Here is a 15,812-nt window from a genome sequence, read left to right on the forward strand (position 1 = left end):
GCTCGCACCCGCTCAGATGGGCGGTCGGGCCCGGCCCTGCATCGCCTCCCACACCCGCGACGGCGTCAGCGGCATGTCGGCGTGCCGAACCCCGAACGGCGCCAACGCATCCACCACCGCGTTGACCACCGCCGCAGGCGATCCGACCGTGGCCGATTCGCCGATGCCTTTCGCGCCGATCGGATGGTGCGGCGAAGGAGTGACCGTATACCCGGTCTCGAAATGGGGAACCTCGAGCGCCGTCGGGATGAGGTAGTCCATCAGGGATCCGCCGAGGCAGTTGCCGTCCTCGTCGAAGGCGATGATCTCCATCAGCGCCATGCCGATACCGTCGGCGATGCCCCCGTGTATCTGGCCCTCGATGATCATCGGATTGATCCTGGTTCCGCAGTCGTCGACGGCGAGGAAGCGCCGGACCTTCACCACGGCTGTTCCCGGGTCGATGTCGACGACGCAGAAGTACGCACCGTAGGGGAAGGTGAGATTCACCGGGTTGTAACAGATCTGCGCGTCGAGTCCGCCCTCGATACCCTCGGGCAGATCACCGGCGCCGTGTGCTCGCATCGCGATCTGCTGGATCGTCACGGCGGCGGACGGATCGCCTTTGACGTGGAACGAGCCCTTCTCCCACTCGAGGTCGGCGACGGAGACCTCCAGCATGCCAGAGGCGATGATCCTCGCCTTGTCGCGCACCTTCCGCGCCACCAGTGCGGCTGCGGCGCCCGAGACCGGTGTCGACCGGCTGCCGTAGGTGCCGAGGCCGAACGGGGTCTGATCGGTGTCGCCGTGCACGACGTCGATGTCGTCCGGCGGTATGCCGAGTTCCTCGGCGACGATCTGGGCGAACGTCGTCTCGTGCCCCTGCCCCTGGGTCTGAACCGACAGCCGCACAACGGCTTTACCGGTCGGGTGGACGCGCAGCTCGCAGCCGTCGGCCATCCCGAGTCCGAGGATGTCCATATCCTTGCGCGGACCCGCGCCCGCGGCCTCGGTGAAGAAGGACATCCCGATGCCCATCAACTCGCCGCGGGCACGCTTGTCCCGCTGTTCTTCGCGCAAGGCGTCGTAACCGATCATGTCCATCGCCAGGCGCATGGTCTTCGCGTAGTCGCCGGAGTCGTAGACCCAGCCGGTCTTGCTGGTGTACGGGAACTGTTCGGCGCGAAGAAGATTCCGCAGCCGCAGCTCGGCGGGATCCATCTTCAGTTCGTAGGCCAGGCAATCCACCAACCGCTCGACGAAGTAAACGGCCTCGGTGATCCGGAACGAGCACGCGTAGGCGACGCCGCCGGGGGCCTTGTTCGTGTAGACCGCGGTCATCTTGCAGTAGGCGGCCTCGATGTCGTAGCTGCCGGTGAAGACGCCGAAGAAGCCGGCCGGATACTTCAACGGCGCGGCCGTGCCGTTGAAGGCGCCGTGATCGGCGAGCACGGTCGATCGGATGGCCAGGATCTTGCCGTCGGTGCCGGCGGCGATCTCACCGACCATGATGTAGTCGCGGGCGAACCCGGTGCTGGTGAGATTCTCGCTGCGATCCTCCATCCACTTCACCGGTTTGCCCAGCAACAACGACCCGACGATGGCGCAGACATAGCCGGGATAGATGGGCACCTTGTTGCCGAACCCGCCGCCGATATCGGGTGCGATCACCCGGATCTTGTGCTCGGGCAGTCCGGCCACCATCGCGTAGATCGTCCGGTGGGCATGCGGCGCTTGGCTCGTCGACCACAGCGTGAGCTTCCCCGTCACCGGATCGAGATCCGCGACGGCGCCGCAGGTCTCCATCGGGGCGGGATGCACTCGCGGATAGACGATCTCCTGCTTCACGACGACATCGGCGCGCGCGAACACCGCCTCGGTCGCGGCGGCGTCACCGGTCTCCCAGTCGAAGCAGTGGTTGTCCCGCTTGCCTTCGAGATCGTCGCGGATCACCGCCGTATCGGGCGCAAGCGCGGTCCTGGCGTCGATCACCGGATCGAGCATCTCGTACTCGACGTCGATGAGCTCCAGCGCGTCACGCGCGGAATAGCGGTCCTCGGCGACGACGAAGGCCACCTCCTGGCCTTGGAACCGGACCTTGTCCGTCGCCAGCACCGCCTGCACGTCGTTGGACAACGTGGGCATCCAGGCGAGTCCCTTCGCCGCGAGATCCGCACCGGTGACGACCGCCTTGACCTTCGGATGGGCCTGTGCCGCGGACACATCGACGCTCACGATGCGCGCGTGCGCGAACGGGGAACGCAGGATCGCCATGTGCAGCATGCCGGGCAGCTGCACGTCGTCGACGAAATTGCCGCGTCCGCGAATGAATCGCGGATCCTCTTTGCGCAGCATCCTGCCGTGACCGCACGGCTTCTGGTCGTTGTCGACACGGTCTTCGGGCCGTGACTCGACGGTGGTCATGATCCGCTCCTTGCCGGCGTCGGCGTGGCCGCGGGTTCGGGTTCCGCCGCTTCGCCTCGTTGCTTCGCCGCGGCCCACTGGATCGACCGCACGATGGTGGTGTATCCGGTGCAGCGGCAGATCTGGCCCGAGATCGCTTCCCGGATGGTCTGTTCGTCGGGATCGGGGTTGCGGTCGAGCAGTGCGCGGGCGGTGATCATCATTCCGGGCGTGCAGAATCCGCACTGCAATCCGTGACACTGCATGAAGCCCTCCTGCACGGGATCGAGCCGTCCGTCCACCTCGAGTCCCTCGACGGTGCGTACCGCGTGACCGCTCGCCATGACGGCGAGCATCGTGCACGACTTCACCGGTTCGCCGTCGACCTCCACCACGCAGGTGCCGCAGTTGCTGGTGTCGCAGCCCCAGTGGGTTCCGGTGAGCCGCAACTGGTCTCGCAGGAAATGCACGAGCAATGTGCGTGGCTCGACTTCCGCGGTGACCTGCTCGCCATTGACGGTCATGGTTACCTGCATGGCTAATTCCCTTTCGGCACTGATTCGTTCAGTACGCGCTCGACCGCGGTGCGCAGCGCGCGAATCGTCAGTTCGGACGCGAGGTGGCGCTTGTAGTCCGCGCTCCCGCGCGCGTCGGAGACAGGTGAGCACGCTGCGCTCGCTCGGCGGCCCACCTCCGCGAAAACTTCCTCGGTGGGCGGCTTGCCGATGAGCGCGTCCGCCGCGCCCGCGAGCGCCGCCGGATCGGGATCGACGGCGGTCAGACCGATTCGCGCGGCCGCGATCGCCCCGCCGTTCAGTGTCACCGTCGTGCCTGCCGCCGTGATCGCCCAATCTCCGACCCGTCGCTCCACCTTGGCGTAGGCACTGGATGTGCGGTGCCGCAAGGGAATTCGGATCTCGATCAGAAGTTCGTTGTGCGCCATGGCGGTTTCGTACGGACCGACGAGGAAGTCGTCCATCGCGATCTCCCGTTCGCCGGACGGTCCGTGCACCAGGCAGGTGGCGCCGAGGACCGTGCAGACCGTGGTGAGATCCTCCGCGGGATCGGCCTGGCACAGCGAACCGCCGATCGTGCCGCGGTTGCGCACCACCGGATCGGCGATCACCCGCTCGGCGTCACGGAAGATCGGGCACACCGCAGCGAGGCGGTCGGACTCGAGCAAGTTCCGATGCCGGACCATCGCACCGATGCGCACCAGGGTGGGATCGGTGACGATGTAGCCCAGCTCGGCAGCCAGGTCGTTGATGTCGATGAGATATTCCGGATTGGCCAGCCGCAGCTTCATCATCGGCAGGAGGCTGTGCCCGCCCGCGATGATGCGCGCCTCCTCCCCCAGCCGGTCCAGCAATCCGATGGCGTGGTCGACGCCCGTCGCGCGTTCGTATTCGAATGGCCCTGGGACTTGCATGTGATCTACCTCACATCATCGGGAAGAACCCAAGCCTCTGCCCCACAGACGCCCACGTCAAGACCGGATTAAGTAATCACTTAATTCGCCGTTCGCGCGCGCCGTGGTGGATCCGTCCGCCGATTCGGGTCAGTGAACGGCCCTGCCCGCCCCAGCGACGCGCGATGATCTCCGCCGCGATGGAGACCGCCGTCTCTTCGGGTGTCCGCCCTCCCAGATCCAGTCCGATCGGGCTGGCGAGCCGGTCGAGTTGCTCGTCGGTGAGGCCCGCCTGGCGCAGCCGGGACATGCGCTCGTCGTGCGTGCGGCGTGATCCCATGGCGCCGACATAGCCGATCTCCGGCGCGCGCAGGGCCACCTCGAGCAGTGGAACGTCGAACTTGGGATCGTGGGTCAGCACGCAGACGACGGTCTGCGAATCGACCGCGCCCGCCGCGATCTGCGCGGCCAGGTAGCGGTGCGGCCAGTCGACGACGACCTCGTCGGCGGTCGGGAACCGGGCGGAGGTGGCGAACACCTGCCGCGCGTCGCACACCGTGACCCGGTATCCGAGGAACGACCCCTGCTGCGCCACGGCGGCGGCGAAATCGATGGCCCCGAACACCAGCATCCGCGGCTGCCGGGCATGACTGGCGATGAAAACCGCCATGCCCTCGCCGCGGCGCTGCCCGTCCGGGCCATAGGACAGCACCTCGCTCCGGCCCGCCGCGAGCAGCCCGCGTCCGTCATCGATCACCGCGTCGTCGGCGCGCGCCGACCCGAGTGTGCCGTGCGCGGCGCTCGGCCGGATCAGCAGCCGTCGCCCCACCCGGGCGGTGTCGGGGTGCTCGATGACGGTCGCGATGGCGACCGGCCGGTCCGCGACGATGTCCGCGGCGACCTCGCCGAGTTCCGGAAACGTCTCTCGCGAGATCGCTTCGACGAAGATGTCGATGATGCCGCCGCAGGTGAGGCCGATGGCGAACGCGTCGTCGTCGGAGAAGCCGTACCGCTCCAGCACCGGCCTGCCGGTCCGCATCACGTCGGTGGCGAGATCGTAGACCGCGCCTTCGACGCAGCCACCGGAAACCGAACCGCCGACCGTCCCGTCCGGCGCGACGACCATGGCCGCGCCGGGCGGTCGCGGAGCCGAATGGAAGGTCCGCACTACCGTCGCGACACCCGCCGTGCCCCCGGCGTTCCACGTTGTCATCAATTCCGTGAGCACGTCCTGCATGATGCGTCCTCCGGGCGCGATGCGGCTGTAGGCACTGCGTCCACCACCAAACTAGACTCGGATCGTGACGCCCGCCCAGCTTCGGGCCTACTCGACCGTGGTGCGGCTCGGCTCCGTCCACGCGGCGGCCAGAGAGCTGGGGATGTCCGACGCCGGTGTCTCGTTGCACATCGCCCAGCTGCGCAGAGAGCTCGACGACCCGCTGTTCGTTCGCGCGGCGGCCGGTCTCGCCTTCACGCCAGGCGGATTGCGCCTGGCCAGCCGGGCGATCGAGATTCTCGGACTGCAACATCAGACCGCTGTCGAGGTGAGCGAAGCGGCGCACGGCAGGCGGCTGTTGCGCATCGCGGCATCGAGTGCGTTCGCCGAGCATGCTGCGCCCGGCCTCATCGATTTGTTCGCGGCGCGGGCCAAGGATCTGTCGGTCGAGCTGAGCGTGCATCCCACCAGCCAGTTCCGCGGTCTGATCGAGACACGCGCGGTGGACATCGCGCTGGGACCGGGACCGGACGGCGCCGACACGACCGTCGCCGCCCGGCCGTTCCTGAAGTATCAGCTCATTGCGGTCGCGCGACCCGACAGCCCGCTGGCGAGCGCCGCACCGCATCCGGCGCTGCTGCGGGAGCAACAGTGGATGCTCGGCCCGAGTGCGGGCAGCGTCGACGGGCACATCGCGACGATGCTGCGCGAGTTGGCTGTTCCCGAATCACACCAGCGGATCTTCCAGAGCGACGCCGCCGCGCTGGAAGAGGTCCGCAGGGTCGGAGGCATCACCCTGACCATCGGCTTCGCCGTCTCCTCCGACCTCGCGGCCGGTCGGTTGATCCACCTCAAGGGACCCGGGCTTCAGGTGTCCGACGAGTGGTGCGCCACCACCTTGCCGCCCGATTCCCGCCAGCCCGCGGCGTCGGAACTGTTGCGGTTCATCACCACCCCTCGATGCATCCAGGCGATGATCCGCGGCTCCGGCGTAGGTGTCACCCGGTTCCGGCCGAAAGTGCATGTGACACTGTGGAGTTGAACGAAAGCCGCTCAGGCGGCACGGAGGAATTGGCCGGTGCGCCGGTCGCCGAGGATCGGGGCGGCCTGCCCGTTGCCGAATACATAGGCGCCTCCGATGAATACCGCGGTGACGGTGTCGTCGTTGCGGTTCACCATCCGGGACAGGTTGCCGAAGTACGGCGCCGGGTGCTCGGCGTAGGCGTCGAGGCTGCCGTCCAGGTGCGCGGGGTCGATGACGACCGCGTCGGCCCGATCGCCGACGCGCAGGTGCCCGGCTTCCAGTCCGTACCAGTCGGCGAGCTCGCCGGTCACGCGGTGGACCGCATGCTCCATCGTCATGAACGGCCGGCCCTTCAGCTCGGCCTCGTACACCCGGCGCAGCAGCCGCAGGCCGAAGTTGTAGAAGGCCATGTTGCGCAGGTGCGCGCCCGCATCTGAAAATCCAAGTTGGACACCGGGATCGGCGGCGAACCGGTCCAGTACATGGGGGCGGTGGTTGGAGATCGTGGTGCGCCAGCGCACCTTGCCGCCGTGCTCGACGACCAAGTCCAGGAACGCATCCACCGGATGCACGCCGCCGCGCTCCATCCCGACCTGCCCGAAGGTCTTGCCGATCACCGCCCGGTCGGGGCATTCGACGATCTCGGCGTCGAAGAAGTCGCGATGCCACACCCGCGGCCCATATTTCTTGTCGTAGTCCTTCCGGAACTGCCGCCGGTAGCCTTCGCTGCGCAGCAGCTGCCCGCGCTCCTCGAGCTGGTTCGACAAGTGCAATGCGGCTGCGCCGGAACCGAATTCCTCGAACACGGGCAAGTCGATGCCGTCGGAGTACACCTCGAACGGGACCGGCAGGTGTTGCCAGCGGAAGTCGCCACCCAGCGCGTTGAGCAGCCGCGCGACCACCGGGAAGATGGTGGCGATCGCGGGAATCGCCTTGATGTCGGCGGCCGACAGCAGACTCGTCTTCAGCGGCTTGCGCCAGATGCCGAGCGTGGCGGCCGCCATCGAGACCAGGCTCTGCGGGCGGGCCACGTCGGGGCCGCCCTGGAGGGCACGATGGCGTTCGCGCAGGATCGTGTTGAGCCGCTTTCGTTCCTGGCTGGTGGCGAAGGTCGACGGTAATGTCCGCGACCGGCACAGCTCTCCGTCGAGCTTGTCGAACAGCAACTGCTGGGAGGACATTCCGACGAATCCCGCGTCGAGCGCCTCGACCAGCTTGCGTTCGATCGCCGCCAGTTCGCCTGCTTCGGGCCGCACATCGTGGCGGGTGGCGCGGTCGAGTCCGAGTTCGGCAGCCCGGATATCCGAATGTCCCAGGAAGCTGGCGATATTCGCGCCCAGCGGCAACCGCTCCAACGCCTCGACGTACTCGTGGGCGCTGCGCCAGGTCTTGTGATCGGCCACCGCCTCGATGACATACGGGCGCGGAATCGCCTCTACCCGGCCGAACAGATCACCCGCCGTCTCCGGGTCGACGTGCACCGCCGACAGCGAGCAGGAGCCGAGCAGAACGGTGGTGACACCGTGTCGTACCGACTCCGACAGCGCCGGGTCCAGGAGCACCTCCACGTCGTAGTGGGTGTGGATGTCGATCATGCCGGGGATCACCCACTTGCCGTCGGCGTCGACGACAGTGCCGCAGCCGGTTTCGTCGAGCGGCTCGGCCGAGACGATCGCCACCCGCCCGTCGCGGATGCCGATGTGACGAATCGCCGAGGGGGCGCCGGTTCCGTCGAACCAGCGCCCACCTTTGATGATGCCGTCGTACATGGGATTCTCTCCTTACTCCCCTCGGCCACGGCCCGCGGTCACCGCGCGAGCCACGCCCCGAATCGGTATCTCGCCCGGACTGACTTTGCCGGTTGTGTTGCGCGGCAAGGGTTTCACCGTGATCACCCCAGCATGCGGGCGATCACTCTCCTGTACGGCTGACGATCAACCAGGACCGGGCCGGGCGTGATGTGGCACACGCTAGCACTGGCTTGACACTGTGTCTAGTGAGTGACTCGGCGTCTAGCGTGTGGCGACACCCTGGGGAACCAGCCCGCCGACGCTCACTGCGCGACGAACAGATGCGGTTGCCCGTGCACGCATCATGGAGGCGGCGCGGCAGGCATTCGGTGTCGGAAGGGAATTGATTCGAAGGGGAACTCCTGCAACAGAGCCCGGCCATCGGGCGGGCTCTGTCGCAACGGCCAATCGAACCCTGGGTTGGGTATTTGTCCCGGTCTCAGTAGTGCGGCGCGTAGCCCTCAGTGCGGATGAGGACATAGCCCGCGCTGTAGGCGGAGTCGATGGTGGCCTGATCGGCAGCGAGGACGTTGTCCTGGCGGCCTTCGCTCCAGAACAGGTAGAGCGGGCGGGTGCCGGGCTCCTGGGCGGTGTTGACGTATCCCTGGATGCCGATGTAGGTGTAGCCGGCGCTGTAGGCGGAGTCGATTCCCACCTGCGTCGCGGTGCTGAAGTTGTCCTGGCGGCCGTTGTTCCAGAACAGGTGCAGCGGCACGGTACCCGGCTGCTGGGTCTCGTAGACGAACGCCTCCTTGCGGATGGGCAGGTAGTTCGCGGCCACGGCGCTGTTCTCGTCGTCGAGGTTTCCGGTGCTGAAATTGTCGCCGCGCTCCGGATTCCACCACGTGTTGAGCGGGTAGAGCGACACCGTGTCCGCGTGCGCGGCGGGCGCGGCAGCGAGGACGGTCCCGGCGAGTCCCGCGGCAGCGAGGAGCGAAGCCGACACTGCGCGGCGCCGGCGACGAGAACGTGCATTTTCGGACATGAGACAGCCTCCGTGGTAGTGCCGACCCGAAATCGCTTCGAAAGTGCTTGTCGGCCAACTGATTACGTGCAGTACAACGGTAGATTTCGCGTCGTGGCAGCCGCCATACGCAGAACCTCGTATAGCGGCCCTGCCTTTCGGCTGATATGCGGAATCCGTTGGTGCACAATGCTGGAGTGCAGGGGATGCCAGGGGGCGACGCCAGAAGGATCCACGATCTCGCGCTCGAGATCATCACCGCGAAACAGCCGGTCCGGGTGTGGCCGCTGCTGATGGCGAGGCTCACCGCCGACCTACCGTGTGACCTGGCCGTCCTGATCGACCTCGACTGGAACGCGGGCACCGGTCACGCGCTGACCGGGTCTCCTGACTGGTTGCACGAAGCCCCGCTGGACGCACTCATCCACGCACACATGCGATCCCACCCCCTGCTGCGGCACTACGCGCACACCCGGGACACGACACCGCTGACCATGGACGAGGTCGCCGACGACCGCTGGTGGAAAGGCGACGCCTACCGGGCGGGCAAGGAAGCCATCGGCATCGACCGCCAGCTCGCCTTGCCGCTGTCCGCGGGGCCGGGACGAATCCGCGGTGTCATCATGAGCCGCAGCGGTCTCGGGTTCAGCGATCGCGACCTCGAATACGCCGCGCTCGCCAGATCACTGCTCGATACGGTCCAAGCTCACGAGACATCGGTATTCGCCTACCGGGGCCCCGCCGACCCCGGCGAATACAAGATCACTCCGCGGGAGCTGGCGGTGCTGACCTTGCTGTGCGAAGGCCTGACCGCCCGCGCCATCGCCACCAGACTCGTGATCACGCCGGCGACCGTGACCAAGCACACCGAGAACCTCTACCGCAAACTCGGTGTGCACGACCGTGTCTCGGCGCTGCGCAAAGCGCACAGCCTCGGCCTCGTCCCCGCAACCCGACCGAATCCGGACGCCGAGCCGCCCTCCGCGCACGCTGAACGAGCCCACATTTCTCGTCCCTCGATGGGGTCGCCGTGGTCGCCCTGCTCACGCTGGGGTTCCTGACTGCAAATCGCCGAAAATCCAACGAAGTTCGGGTGATAGCTGGTCAACGGGCGCGCATTGCGTGAAGCGGACTCGGCAACCAGTGCTGATGCCTGCGCGGAAGTGCTGCGCAGGCTCGGTCCGCTCGCCTATCGGCCGATCCTCGGCGGCCTGGAAATCGGTCACGGACGAGATCCATACGCGGCACCGCTAGGCACAATCGCCGAACTCGACACCGACAGCGGAACACTCACCCTCAACTCACCCGGAAGCCCTGGGTCTGCTGGCCACTGAACACGACAACACCCACACCCGACAAGTGACTTCACTTTTCACTGTCACGATCCCTCCGGCCCGCCACACCTGACACCGCATTCCACCGATCAACGACGACGCCCAACTTCACTTGCACAACCAGGTGCCGGAGCGCCGATCGCCGAAAATGTGTCGGTGCAGGGCCTTATCTTGTGGGGCAGTGGCGGTTTCGCGCCTACCCAATCACGCACCAACGCCTCAGGGCGATGCCGTAGCCGCGGCAAGTGTTGGCCACAGGGATCGCCACCAGGAACGCATCGACCGCGTCCCGCAGCCGCACACCGCCGCGCAGAACCCGGATCGGGCTCGGCTCAGACATCCGCCACCGGCTTCCCGGTGATCACCGCTGCCGCGTCCGATCCACGACGCAGGCGACATCGGACAGTCCGGCGGCCCGCAGCCGGTCGGCCAATTCCTCATCGGGGAGCGTGTCCTCGGTCAGCATCGCCACGTCCAGCGCCATCGGTTGTCTCCCCGCGCGAATGTGCATTCTCGCATCAAACCGCCGGGTCGACGCGCCGTCCGCACGGTGGCGTCACGGTTCGGTCCGGACTCCGAACAGCGGCAGGCACTCCGCCAACCCGGTCACTTCCACCGGCACGCCCCGATGGGCTTCCCATTGAGCGCGGGTCAGGCGCAACCGTCGTATCACCGTCGGTTTTCCCCGCACCGCGTGCACCTCGAGCCCGTCCTGCTCGTACCCGAGTTTGCGAGAGACGCCGTGCGAGCCCAGGTTGTCCTCGAACGCACCCGATACCGCCGAGCCGGCCCCGAGGTGCGCGAAGGCCAGCTCCAGGACCGCGGCTCGCATCTCTGTTCCGATGCCTTGGCCGTGGTGGGTTCGCCCGAGCCAGGATCCGGTGTTCACCTCGGAGCAGACGGCGAAGTTCTTCGCGCTGATCGTTTGGGTGCCGACCACCTGCCCGTCCCGGAACACGACGAGGTTGAGTGCCCACGCGTCGACCTGCCAGTCGGCCCAGCATCGCCAGTGCCACCGCAGCACCCGCTGCGCACGTTCGTCCGGCCCTGCATCCGTCCACGCCGCTGTGAACGGCTGCACCGCCGGATCATGCACTCCCTCAGCAGCCAGCCCAGCAAGTGCGCCCAGGTCCTCCAAACCGGGCATCCTCAGTTCCAGGCGCGGCGTCCGCACCTGCAATCCGGCCAGGGGCCAGTGCTTCATCAGACTCATGCCCGCCATCATGGCCGCTGGTCAGCATTCGCGGCCACGGGGTTTCGCGGCGGTTCTAGGTTTGCCCCAGCTCGTCGTCCGGCCGTTCTTCGAGCATTGCCACGAGGGCCGAGGCGAGCAGGGCCACAGCCCGATCATCGTCGCGGGCCAGTTGCCGGAGGGTATCCAGCGCGATGGTTCCCGGCATCTCGGCGAGTGCCTGGGTGAGTCGTATCCGCACCGCCGAGTCCGCTGTGTGTGCGGTGAGCTCGTCGACCAGTGCACCCATGATCCGGTCTGCCCAGTTCGCGTCGCGCGCAAGCGTTCCCAAGAGCTCGGCCGCCTCGACATCGTTCGGGCCCTCGACCACCGTGGCGACAAGTTCCGGCACAGCCAGGGTCACGCCACGCGCACCCAGTGCGAGAGCAGCGTGTCTGCGGACCGTCGCGTCCGCGTCGCCGAGCGCGTCCGTGAGCACCGCGGTCGCCTCGTCGCCAGGTAGCTCGGCCAGCGCCAGGACCGCGCGCCGACGGACGTCGACGTCTTCTGAGCCCATGCCGGATGCCACACTCACCGCACCGTCACCGCCTGCCCGTGCGAGGGCCCACCGCAGGGCACCGGCGACGTTCGGATCGGATTCGGTGAGGACCGCCTCGGCCAGCAGCTCGGCGGGTACCGAGACGTCCTCGGCCGGAGCCAGGACTGCCTGCTGCCGCCGGGCGGCGCTCTGCGAATCGAGTCCGTGCAGGAGCTCGATGAGACGCAGGACGTCTTGCCAGCCGAACGGCTCGGCCGCATCGACCGCCCGGAGCCGCTCGAGGAGTTCTCGTTCCCGGTTCAGTCGTTCCTCGGTCTTTCGGATGAGGTCGCCGACCAGTGCGGACGGGGTGAATCCGGCATCGTCGAGAGCACGTCCGATCTGGCTCAGGGACAGTCCAAGGGAACGCAGCCCCTCCACGTGAAAGATCCGCCGGATGTCCTCGGGAGAGTATTCCCGGTAGCCACCCACGGTGCGGCCGGTCGGCCGTACCAGCCCGAGGGAGTCGTAGTGCCTGAGCATCCGGGCGCTCACCCCCGAGCGGCGCGCCACTTCACCGATCAGCACGCGCTCGTCTCCTCCCGGTCCGGACCGAGTGCGACTGCCCGTCTCGCCTGATCGACCGCGAGGTCGAATCCGGCATCCGGGTCGCGCAGGAGCCGCTCCGTGGCGCGCGCATGCGCCCGCACCATCGGGTCGTGACTTGCCATCGCCGTCCGGAGGACGGGCTCGCCCACGTCGCCGAGCGCGACGAGCGCACGGCTCAAACTCAGCCGTACCTCCCGGTCACCGCGCCCGAGTTGCCCGGCCAGCTCCGCGGCCAGTCCTTCCTTCGCTCCGTCGGGCACGAGAACGACGGCAGCGCGCCATGCACTCCGCGCGACTTCGTCGTCGGCATCGTGCAGCAACGATCGGGTGATCGCCTGCCACGCGCTCGGGTCGCCGATCTTGGACAGCGTGTGCAACGCTTGGCTGCGGGCCTGAGCGTGCTCGGAACGGAGCTCCGCCCGCAGTTTCGGAACCGTGATCTCCGATGGGAGACGGGTGAGCGCCCACGTGAGCATGTCGCGCACGAAGAAGTCCGGCTCGATCGCGCACCGTTCTACCAGCGCATCGACGAAACCGGGATCGGGATGCGTGCCGACTGCCAGAGCCGCCTCGAGCCGAGTCGACGAGTTCCCGGCCGCCAAGGCATCGAGCAGTCGCATGTCCTGTGGATTCCTGTGTGTCGAGTTGATGGGGACCACCTCCGGCAGCCAGTGAAGACCTTCACACAGTGACAATGTCAAGTACACCCGCCGGTCCGGCCGAGTGGCGGGAACAGGTGGTAATGCTCATGTGGCATAACCTTTCGGACGAAACATCGGCTCATTCACGACACAGGCAAGGACACGATCGAGTACCGCACATCCGGGAGGCGTTGATGGCGCAGCAGGGCAAGGTCGATTTCGGCGAGGTGCGGTGGGGATCGGTGGAGTGGACGAACCTCGGGACGCTGTATCTACGCGCTTGCGAAAGCCGTTCGCCGCGAACGATTCTCGGCGATCACGCGGCCGCGGAGGCGGTGGATCGGATCGACTACGACTGGACCAGGATGCGCCGGTACATGCAGCCGTGGGCGAACCAGTGGCTGGTCGCCCTGCGAGCAGCGCAGCTGGACACCTGGAGCGCGGACTTCCTCGGACGCCATCCGAACGCCGTGGTGCTGCATCTGGGGTGCGGAATGGACACCAGGGCGTTCCGGCTGCATCCGCCGCGAGAGGCACGGTGGTTCGACGTGGACCAGCCGAAGGTCATCGAGTTGCGGCGCAAGCTGTACGACGATCGCGCCGGCTATCGAATGATCGGTTCGTCGGTGACGGACGCGCACTGGCTCGACGGGACTCCGGCCGACCGGCCCGCGTTGATCGTGGCCGAAGGCTTGCTCATGTACCTCCAGGAGGCCCAGGTGCGCGCTTTGATTCAGCGTCTGACGGATCGATTCACCGGCGGGGAGCTCCTTTTCGACACGCTGTCGCCTGCAGGTCCGCGCCTGTCGAAGGTGGTCAGCAAAGGCGTCGTCACCTGGGGCATCCGTGACGTCCGCGAGCTGGAGCGCTGGAATCCGCGGCTGCGCTTCCTCGAACAGACCTCCCCGTTGGCGAGCTACAGAAGGATCCCCTCGGCGCGGCTTCGGCTGCTGTACCGGCTGATGTCCGCGACATCGGCCAGGAAGTACGACGTGATGAACCGCTTCGCGTTCTGAGCCGCGCTATCGGTCGGCGTCGGTTCCGAGCAAGGAGCAGACGGCCATGCCGAGTCCACCTCGCGGCCGCCCGTATCGAAGAAACCTACGGGTCGGCGCGCTCGGCGAACCGCGTCGCTACGCCAGCTTGTGATCTACCGAGTCGGCAACGCCGTTCCCGCTGGCGGACACCGCGGCGGGCGCGGTTACTGCTGGCGAATCACCCTGTGTCGACACGCAATTCGTAGTCTTGTAGCTCTCGACATCGAACTTCCGCAGCATCCGCCGGAACCGGAAGCTGAAGTCCGGCCACAGCGTCGGGTTGTTGCCGTGCCGGTCGAGGAACCAGCTGGTGCACCCACCGGTGATCCACACGCTGCGCGCCATCTTCCGCTGCACGCCCCGGTTGTACTCGTCCTGCACCTCCTGCCGGACCTCGAACGTCCGCAGGCTCTGCTTCTCCATCGTCGCGAGAGCGTCGATGACATAGGCGATCTGGGATTCGATGACGTAGATCAGCGAGGTGTAGTTCAGCCCCGAGTTGGCGCCGAGCATGGTGAACAGGTTCGGGAAGCCCGCGACGGTCGTGCCTTTGTACGCTTGGAGCCCGTCGATTTCGAACTCCTCGGTGAGGGTGCGCCCGTCCCTGCCGGTGAACATGCGGTAGGTCGGTGAATTGGCGACCTGGAAGCCGGTGCACAGCACGATCGCGTCGACCTCGCGTTCGGTACCGTCGGTCGAAACGATCGAGCTCCCGCGGATCTCCTCGATGCCGTCGGTGACGAGGTCGACATTGTCGCGGGTCAGCGCCGGATAGAACTTGTTCGAGACCAGCAGGCGCTTGCAGCCCGCACGGAAGGTGGGCGTGAGCCGCTTGCGCAGCGCGGGATCGCGGACCTCCCACCACAATTTCACGCGCGCGATCAGCTCGAGCAGCCGCGCCGTCGCCGGGTACTTGGCCTGGGTGATCACGAACAGTTCACGGTTCGCGTAGATCAGCCCGCGGATCAATCGCTGTAGTCCCGGAACATGTTTGAAGGCGAATCGCTCCGGCGCCAGGTACGCGCGGGTGAGATGCGGGAATACCCATGCCGCGCTGCGCTGGTACACGTCGAGGTGCGCGACCTGCGGCGCGATGGAGGGCACGATCTGCACGGCCGACGCGCCCGTGCCGATGACGGCGACGCGCTTACCCGACAGATCGGCGTCGTGATCCCACTGCGCCGAATGGAAGATCTCGCCTTCGAACGTGTGAATTCCCTTGATATCGGGCAGGTTCGGCTCGGCGAGCACTCCGGCCGCGGTGACCACGACGTCGGCGGTGAATCCGCCGCGCGTGGTCTCGACCTCCCATCGGCTGTCCGCGTCGTTCCACCGGGCGCTCGTCATCGCACAGTCGAAGAGGTGCTTGTCACGCACCCCGTACCGGTCGGCGATGCCCTGGATGTACCGATGGATCTCCGGCTGCGGTGAGAACGACCGCGACCATTCCGGATTCAGCGCGAACGAATACGAGTACAGCTGCGAAGGAACATCGCAGCCCGCACCGGGATACGTGTTGACCCGCCAGGTGCCGCCCACGTCGTCGCCACGCTCGATGACCAGGAAATCGGTGTACCCCTCCTGGCTCAGCCGCACGGCCGTGCCGAGTCCGGACAGTCCGCTACCGATGATGAGGACACCCGTGTGCCGCCGGGAAGCGTCGGGCGCGTGCCCATTCGCGATGCTCTGACTCATACC

14 protein-coding genes are annotated in these 15,812 nt (G+C 67.0%); 3 read left to right on the top strand and 11 right to left on the bottom strand.

Going from position 1 to position 15,812, the window contains the following annotated elements; all coding sequences use genetic code 11:
• Positions 1–12: 12 nt before the first annotated feature.
• From AB0H50_RS23275 to AB0H50_RS23290, 4 genes are all read right to left on the bottom strand, one after another.
• On the bottom strand, positions 13–2,403 hold the full coding sequence (locus AB0H50_RS23275; RefSeq protein ID WP_357456258.1) for an aerobic carbon-monoxide dehydrogenase large subunit: 2,391 nt from the start codon (positions 2,401–2,403) through the stop codon (positions 13–15).
• Entirely contained in the window at positions 2,400–2,918 is a 519-nt protein-coding gene (locus tag AB0H50_RS23280) for a (2Fe-2S)-binding protein (RefSeq protein WP_357456262.1), read from the bottom strand. Before AB0H50_RS23280 ends, AB0H50_RS23275 begins: the two co-directional genes overlap by 4 nt.
• A gap of 2 nt (positions 2,919–2,920) precedes the next feature.
• Positions 2,921–3,811, bottom strand: a complete 891-nt coding sequence (locus tag AB0H50_RS23285) for a xanthine dehydrogenase family protein subunit M (protein ID WP_357456265.1) — start codon at positions 3,809–3,811, stop codon at positions 2,921–2,923.
• A gap of 76 nt (positions 3,812–3,887) precedes the next feature.
• Positions 3,888–5,027 carry an XdhC/CoxI family protein gene (locus AB0H50_RS23290; protein WP_357456268.1) on the bottom strand — a complete coding sequence of 380 codons (1,140 nt, stop codon included), beginning with the start codon at positions 5,025–5,027 and terminating at the stop codon, positions 3,888–3,890.
• A 64-nt stretch (positions 5,028–5,091) separates the two neighbouring features.
• Between AB0H50_RS23290 and AB0H50_RS23295 the strand changes: the two genes are divergently transcribed.
• A complete protein-coding gene (locus AB0H50_RS23295) occupies positions 5,092–6,048 on the top strand; it encodes a LysR family transcriptional regulator (RefSeq protein ID WP_357456271.1) in 957 nt (318 codons plus the stop codon).
• Positions 6,049–6,059: 11 nt separating this feature from the next.
• On the opposite strand, the gene AB0H50_RS23300 is transcribed toward AB0H50_RS23295, so the two are convergent.
• Both AB0H50_RS23300 and AB0H50_RS23305 read right to left on the bottom strand, forming a co-directional pair.
• The gene (locus AB0H50_RS23300; RefSeq protein ID WP_357456274.1) at positions 6,060–7,799 is read right to left on the bottom strand and encodes an amidohydrolase family protein; all 1,740 of its coding nucleotides are present in this window, start codon (positions 7,797–7,799) and stop codon (positions 6,060–6,062) included.
• Between the two features lie 460 nt (positions 7,800–8,259).
• A complete protein-coding gene (locus AB0H50_RS23305; RefSeq protein ID WP_357456278.1) occupies positions 8,260–8,766 on the bottom strand; it encodes a hypothetical protein in 507 nt (168 codons plus the stop codon).
• A gap of 224 nt (positions 8,767–8,990) precedes the next feature.
• On the opposite strand from AB0H50_RS23305, the gene AB0H50_RS23310 reads away from it, so the two are divergent.
• Positions 8,991–9,845, top strand: coding sequence for a LuxR C-terminal-related transcriptional regulator (locus tag AB0H50_RS23310; RefSeq protein WP_357456281.1), 855 nt, complete (start codon positions 8,991–8,993; stop codon positions 9,843–9,845).
• A 634-nt stretch (positions 9,846–10,479) separates the two neighbouring features.
• Here the strand turns inward: AB0H50_RS23310 and AB0H50_RS23315 are convergent.
• The 4 genes from AB0H50_RS23315 to AB0H50_RS23330 form a co-directional block, all read right to left on the bottom strand.
• Positions 10,480–10,602 carry a hypothetical protein gene (locus tag AB0H50_RS23315; RefSeq protein ID WP_357456283.1) on the bottom strand — a complete coding sequence of 41 codons (123 nt, stop codon included), beginning with the start codon at positions 10,600–10,602 and terminating at the stop codon, positions 10,480–10,482.
• Positions 10,603–10,674: 72 nt separating this feature from the next.
• A complete protein-coding gene (locus AB0H50_RS23320; RefSeq protein WP_357456285.1) occupies positions 10,675–11,331 on the bottom strand; it encodes a GNAT family protein in 657 nt (218 codons plus the stop codon).
• Between the two features lie 55 nt (positions 11,332–11,386).
• Complete coding sequence (locus AB0H50_RS23325; RefSeq protein WP_357456288.1) at positions 11,387–12,415, bottom strand: MerR family transcriptional regulator; 1,029 nt, start codon at positions 12,413–12,415, stop codon at positions 11,387–11,389.
• On the bottom strand, positions 12,409–13,056 hold the full coding sequence (locus AB0H50_RS23330) for a HEAT repeat domain-containing protein (RefSeq protein WP_357456291.1): 648 nt from the start codon (positions 13,054–13,056) through the stop codon (positions 12,409–12,411). The genes AB0H50_RS23325 and AB0H50_RS23330 overlap by 7 nt, the downstream gene beginning before the upstream one ends.
• Positions 13,057–13,271: 215 nt before the next feature.
• On the opposite strand from AB0H50_RS23330, the gene AB0H50_RS23335 reads away from it, so the two are divergent.
• Positions 13,272–14,093 carry a class I SAM-dependent methyltransferase gene (locus AB0H50_RS23335; RefSeq protein WP_357456294.1) on the top strand — a complete coding sequence of 274 codons (822 nt, stop codon included), beginning with the start codon at positions 13,272–13,274 and terminating at the stop codon, positions 14,091–14,093.
• A 117-nt stretch (positions 14,094–14,210) separates the two neighbouring features.
• Here AB0H50_RS23335 and AB0H50_RS23340 read toward each other — a convergent pair whose 3' ends face one another.
• Positions 14,211–15,809, bottom strand: coding sequence for an NAD(P)/FAD-dependent oxidoreductase (locus AB0H50_RS23340; RefSeq protein ID WP_357456297.1), 1,599 nt, complete (start codon positions 15,807–15,809; stop codon positions 14,211–14,213).
• Positions 15,810–15,812: the final 3 nt, after the last annotated feature.

It is taken from the genome of Nocardia sp. NPDC050793, assembly GCF_040654065.1.
Lineage (GTDB): Bacteria > Actinomycetota > Actinomycetes > Mycobacteriales > Mycobacteriaceae > Nocardia.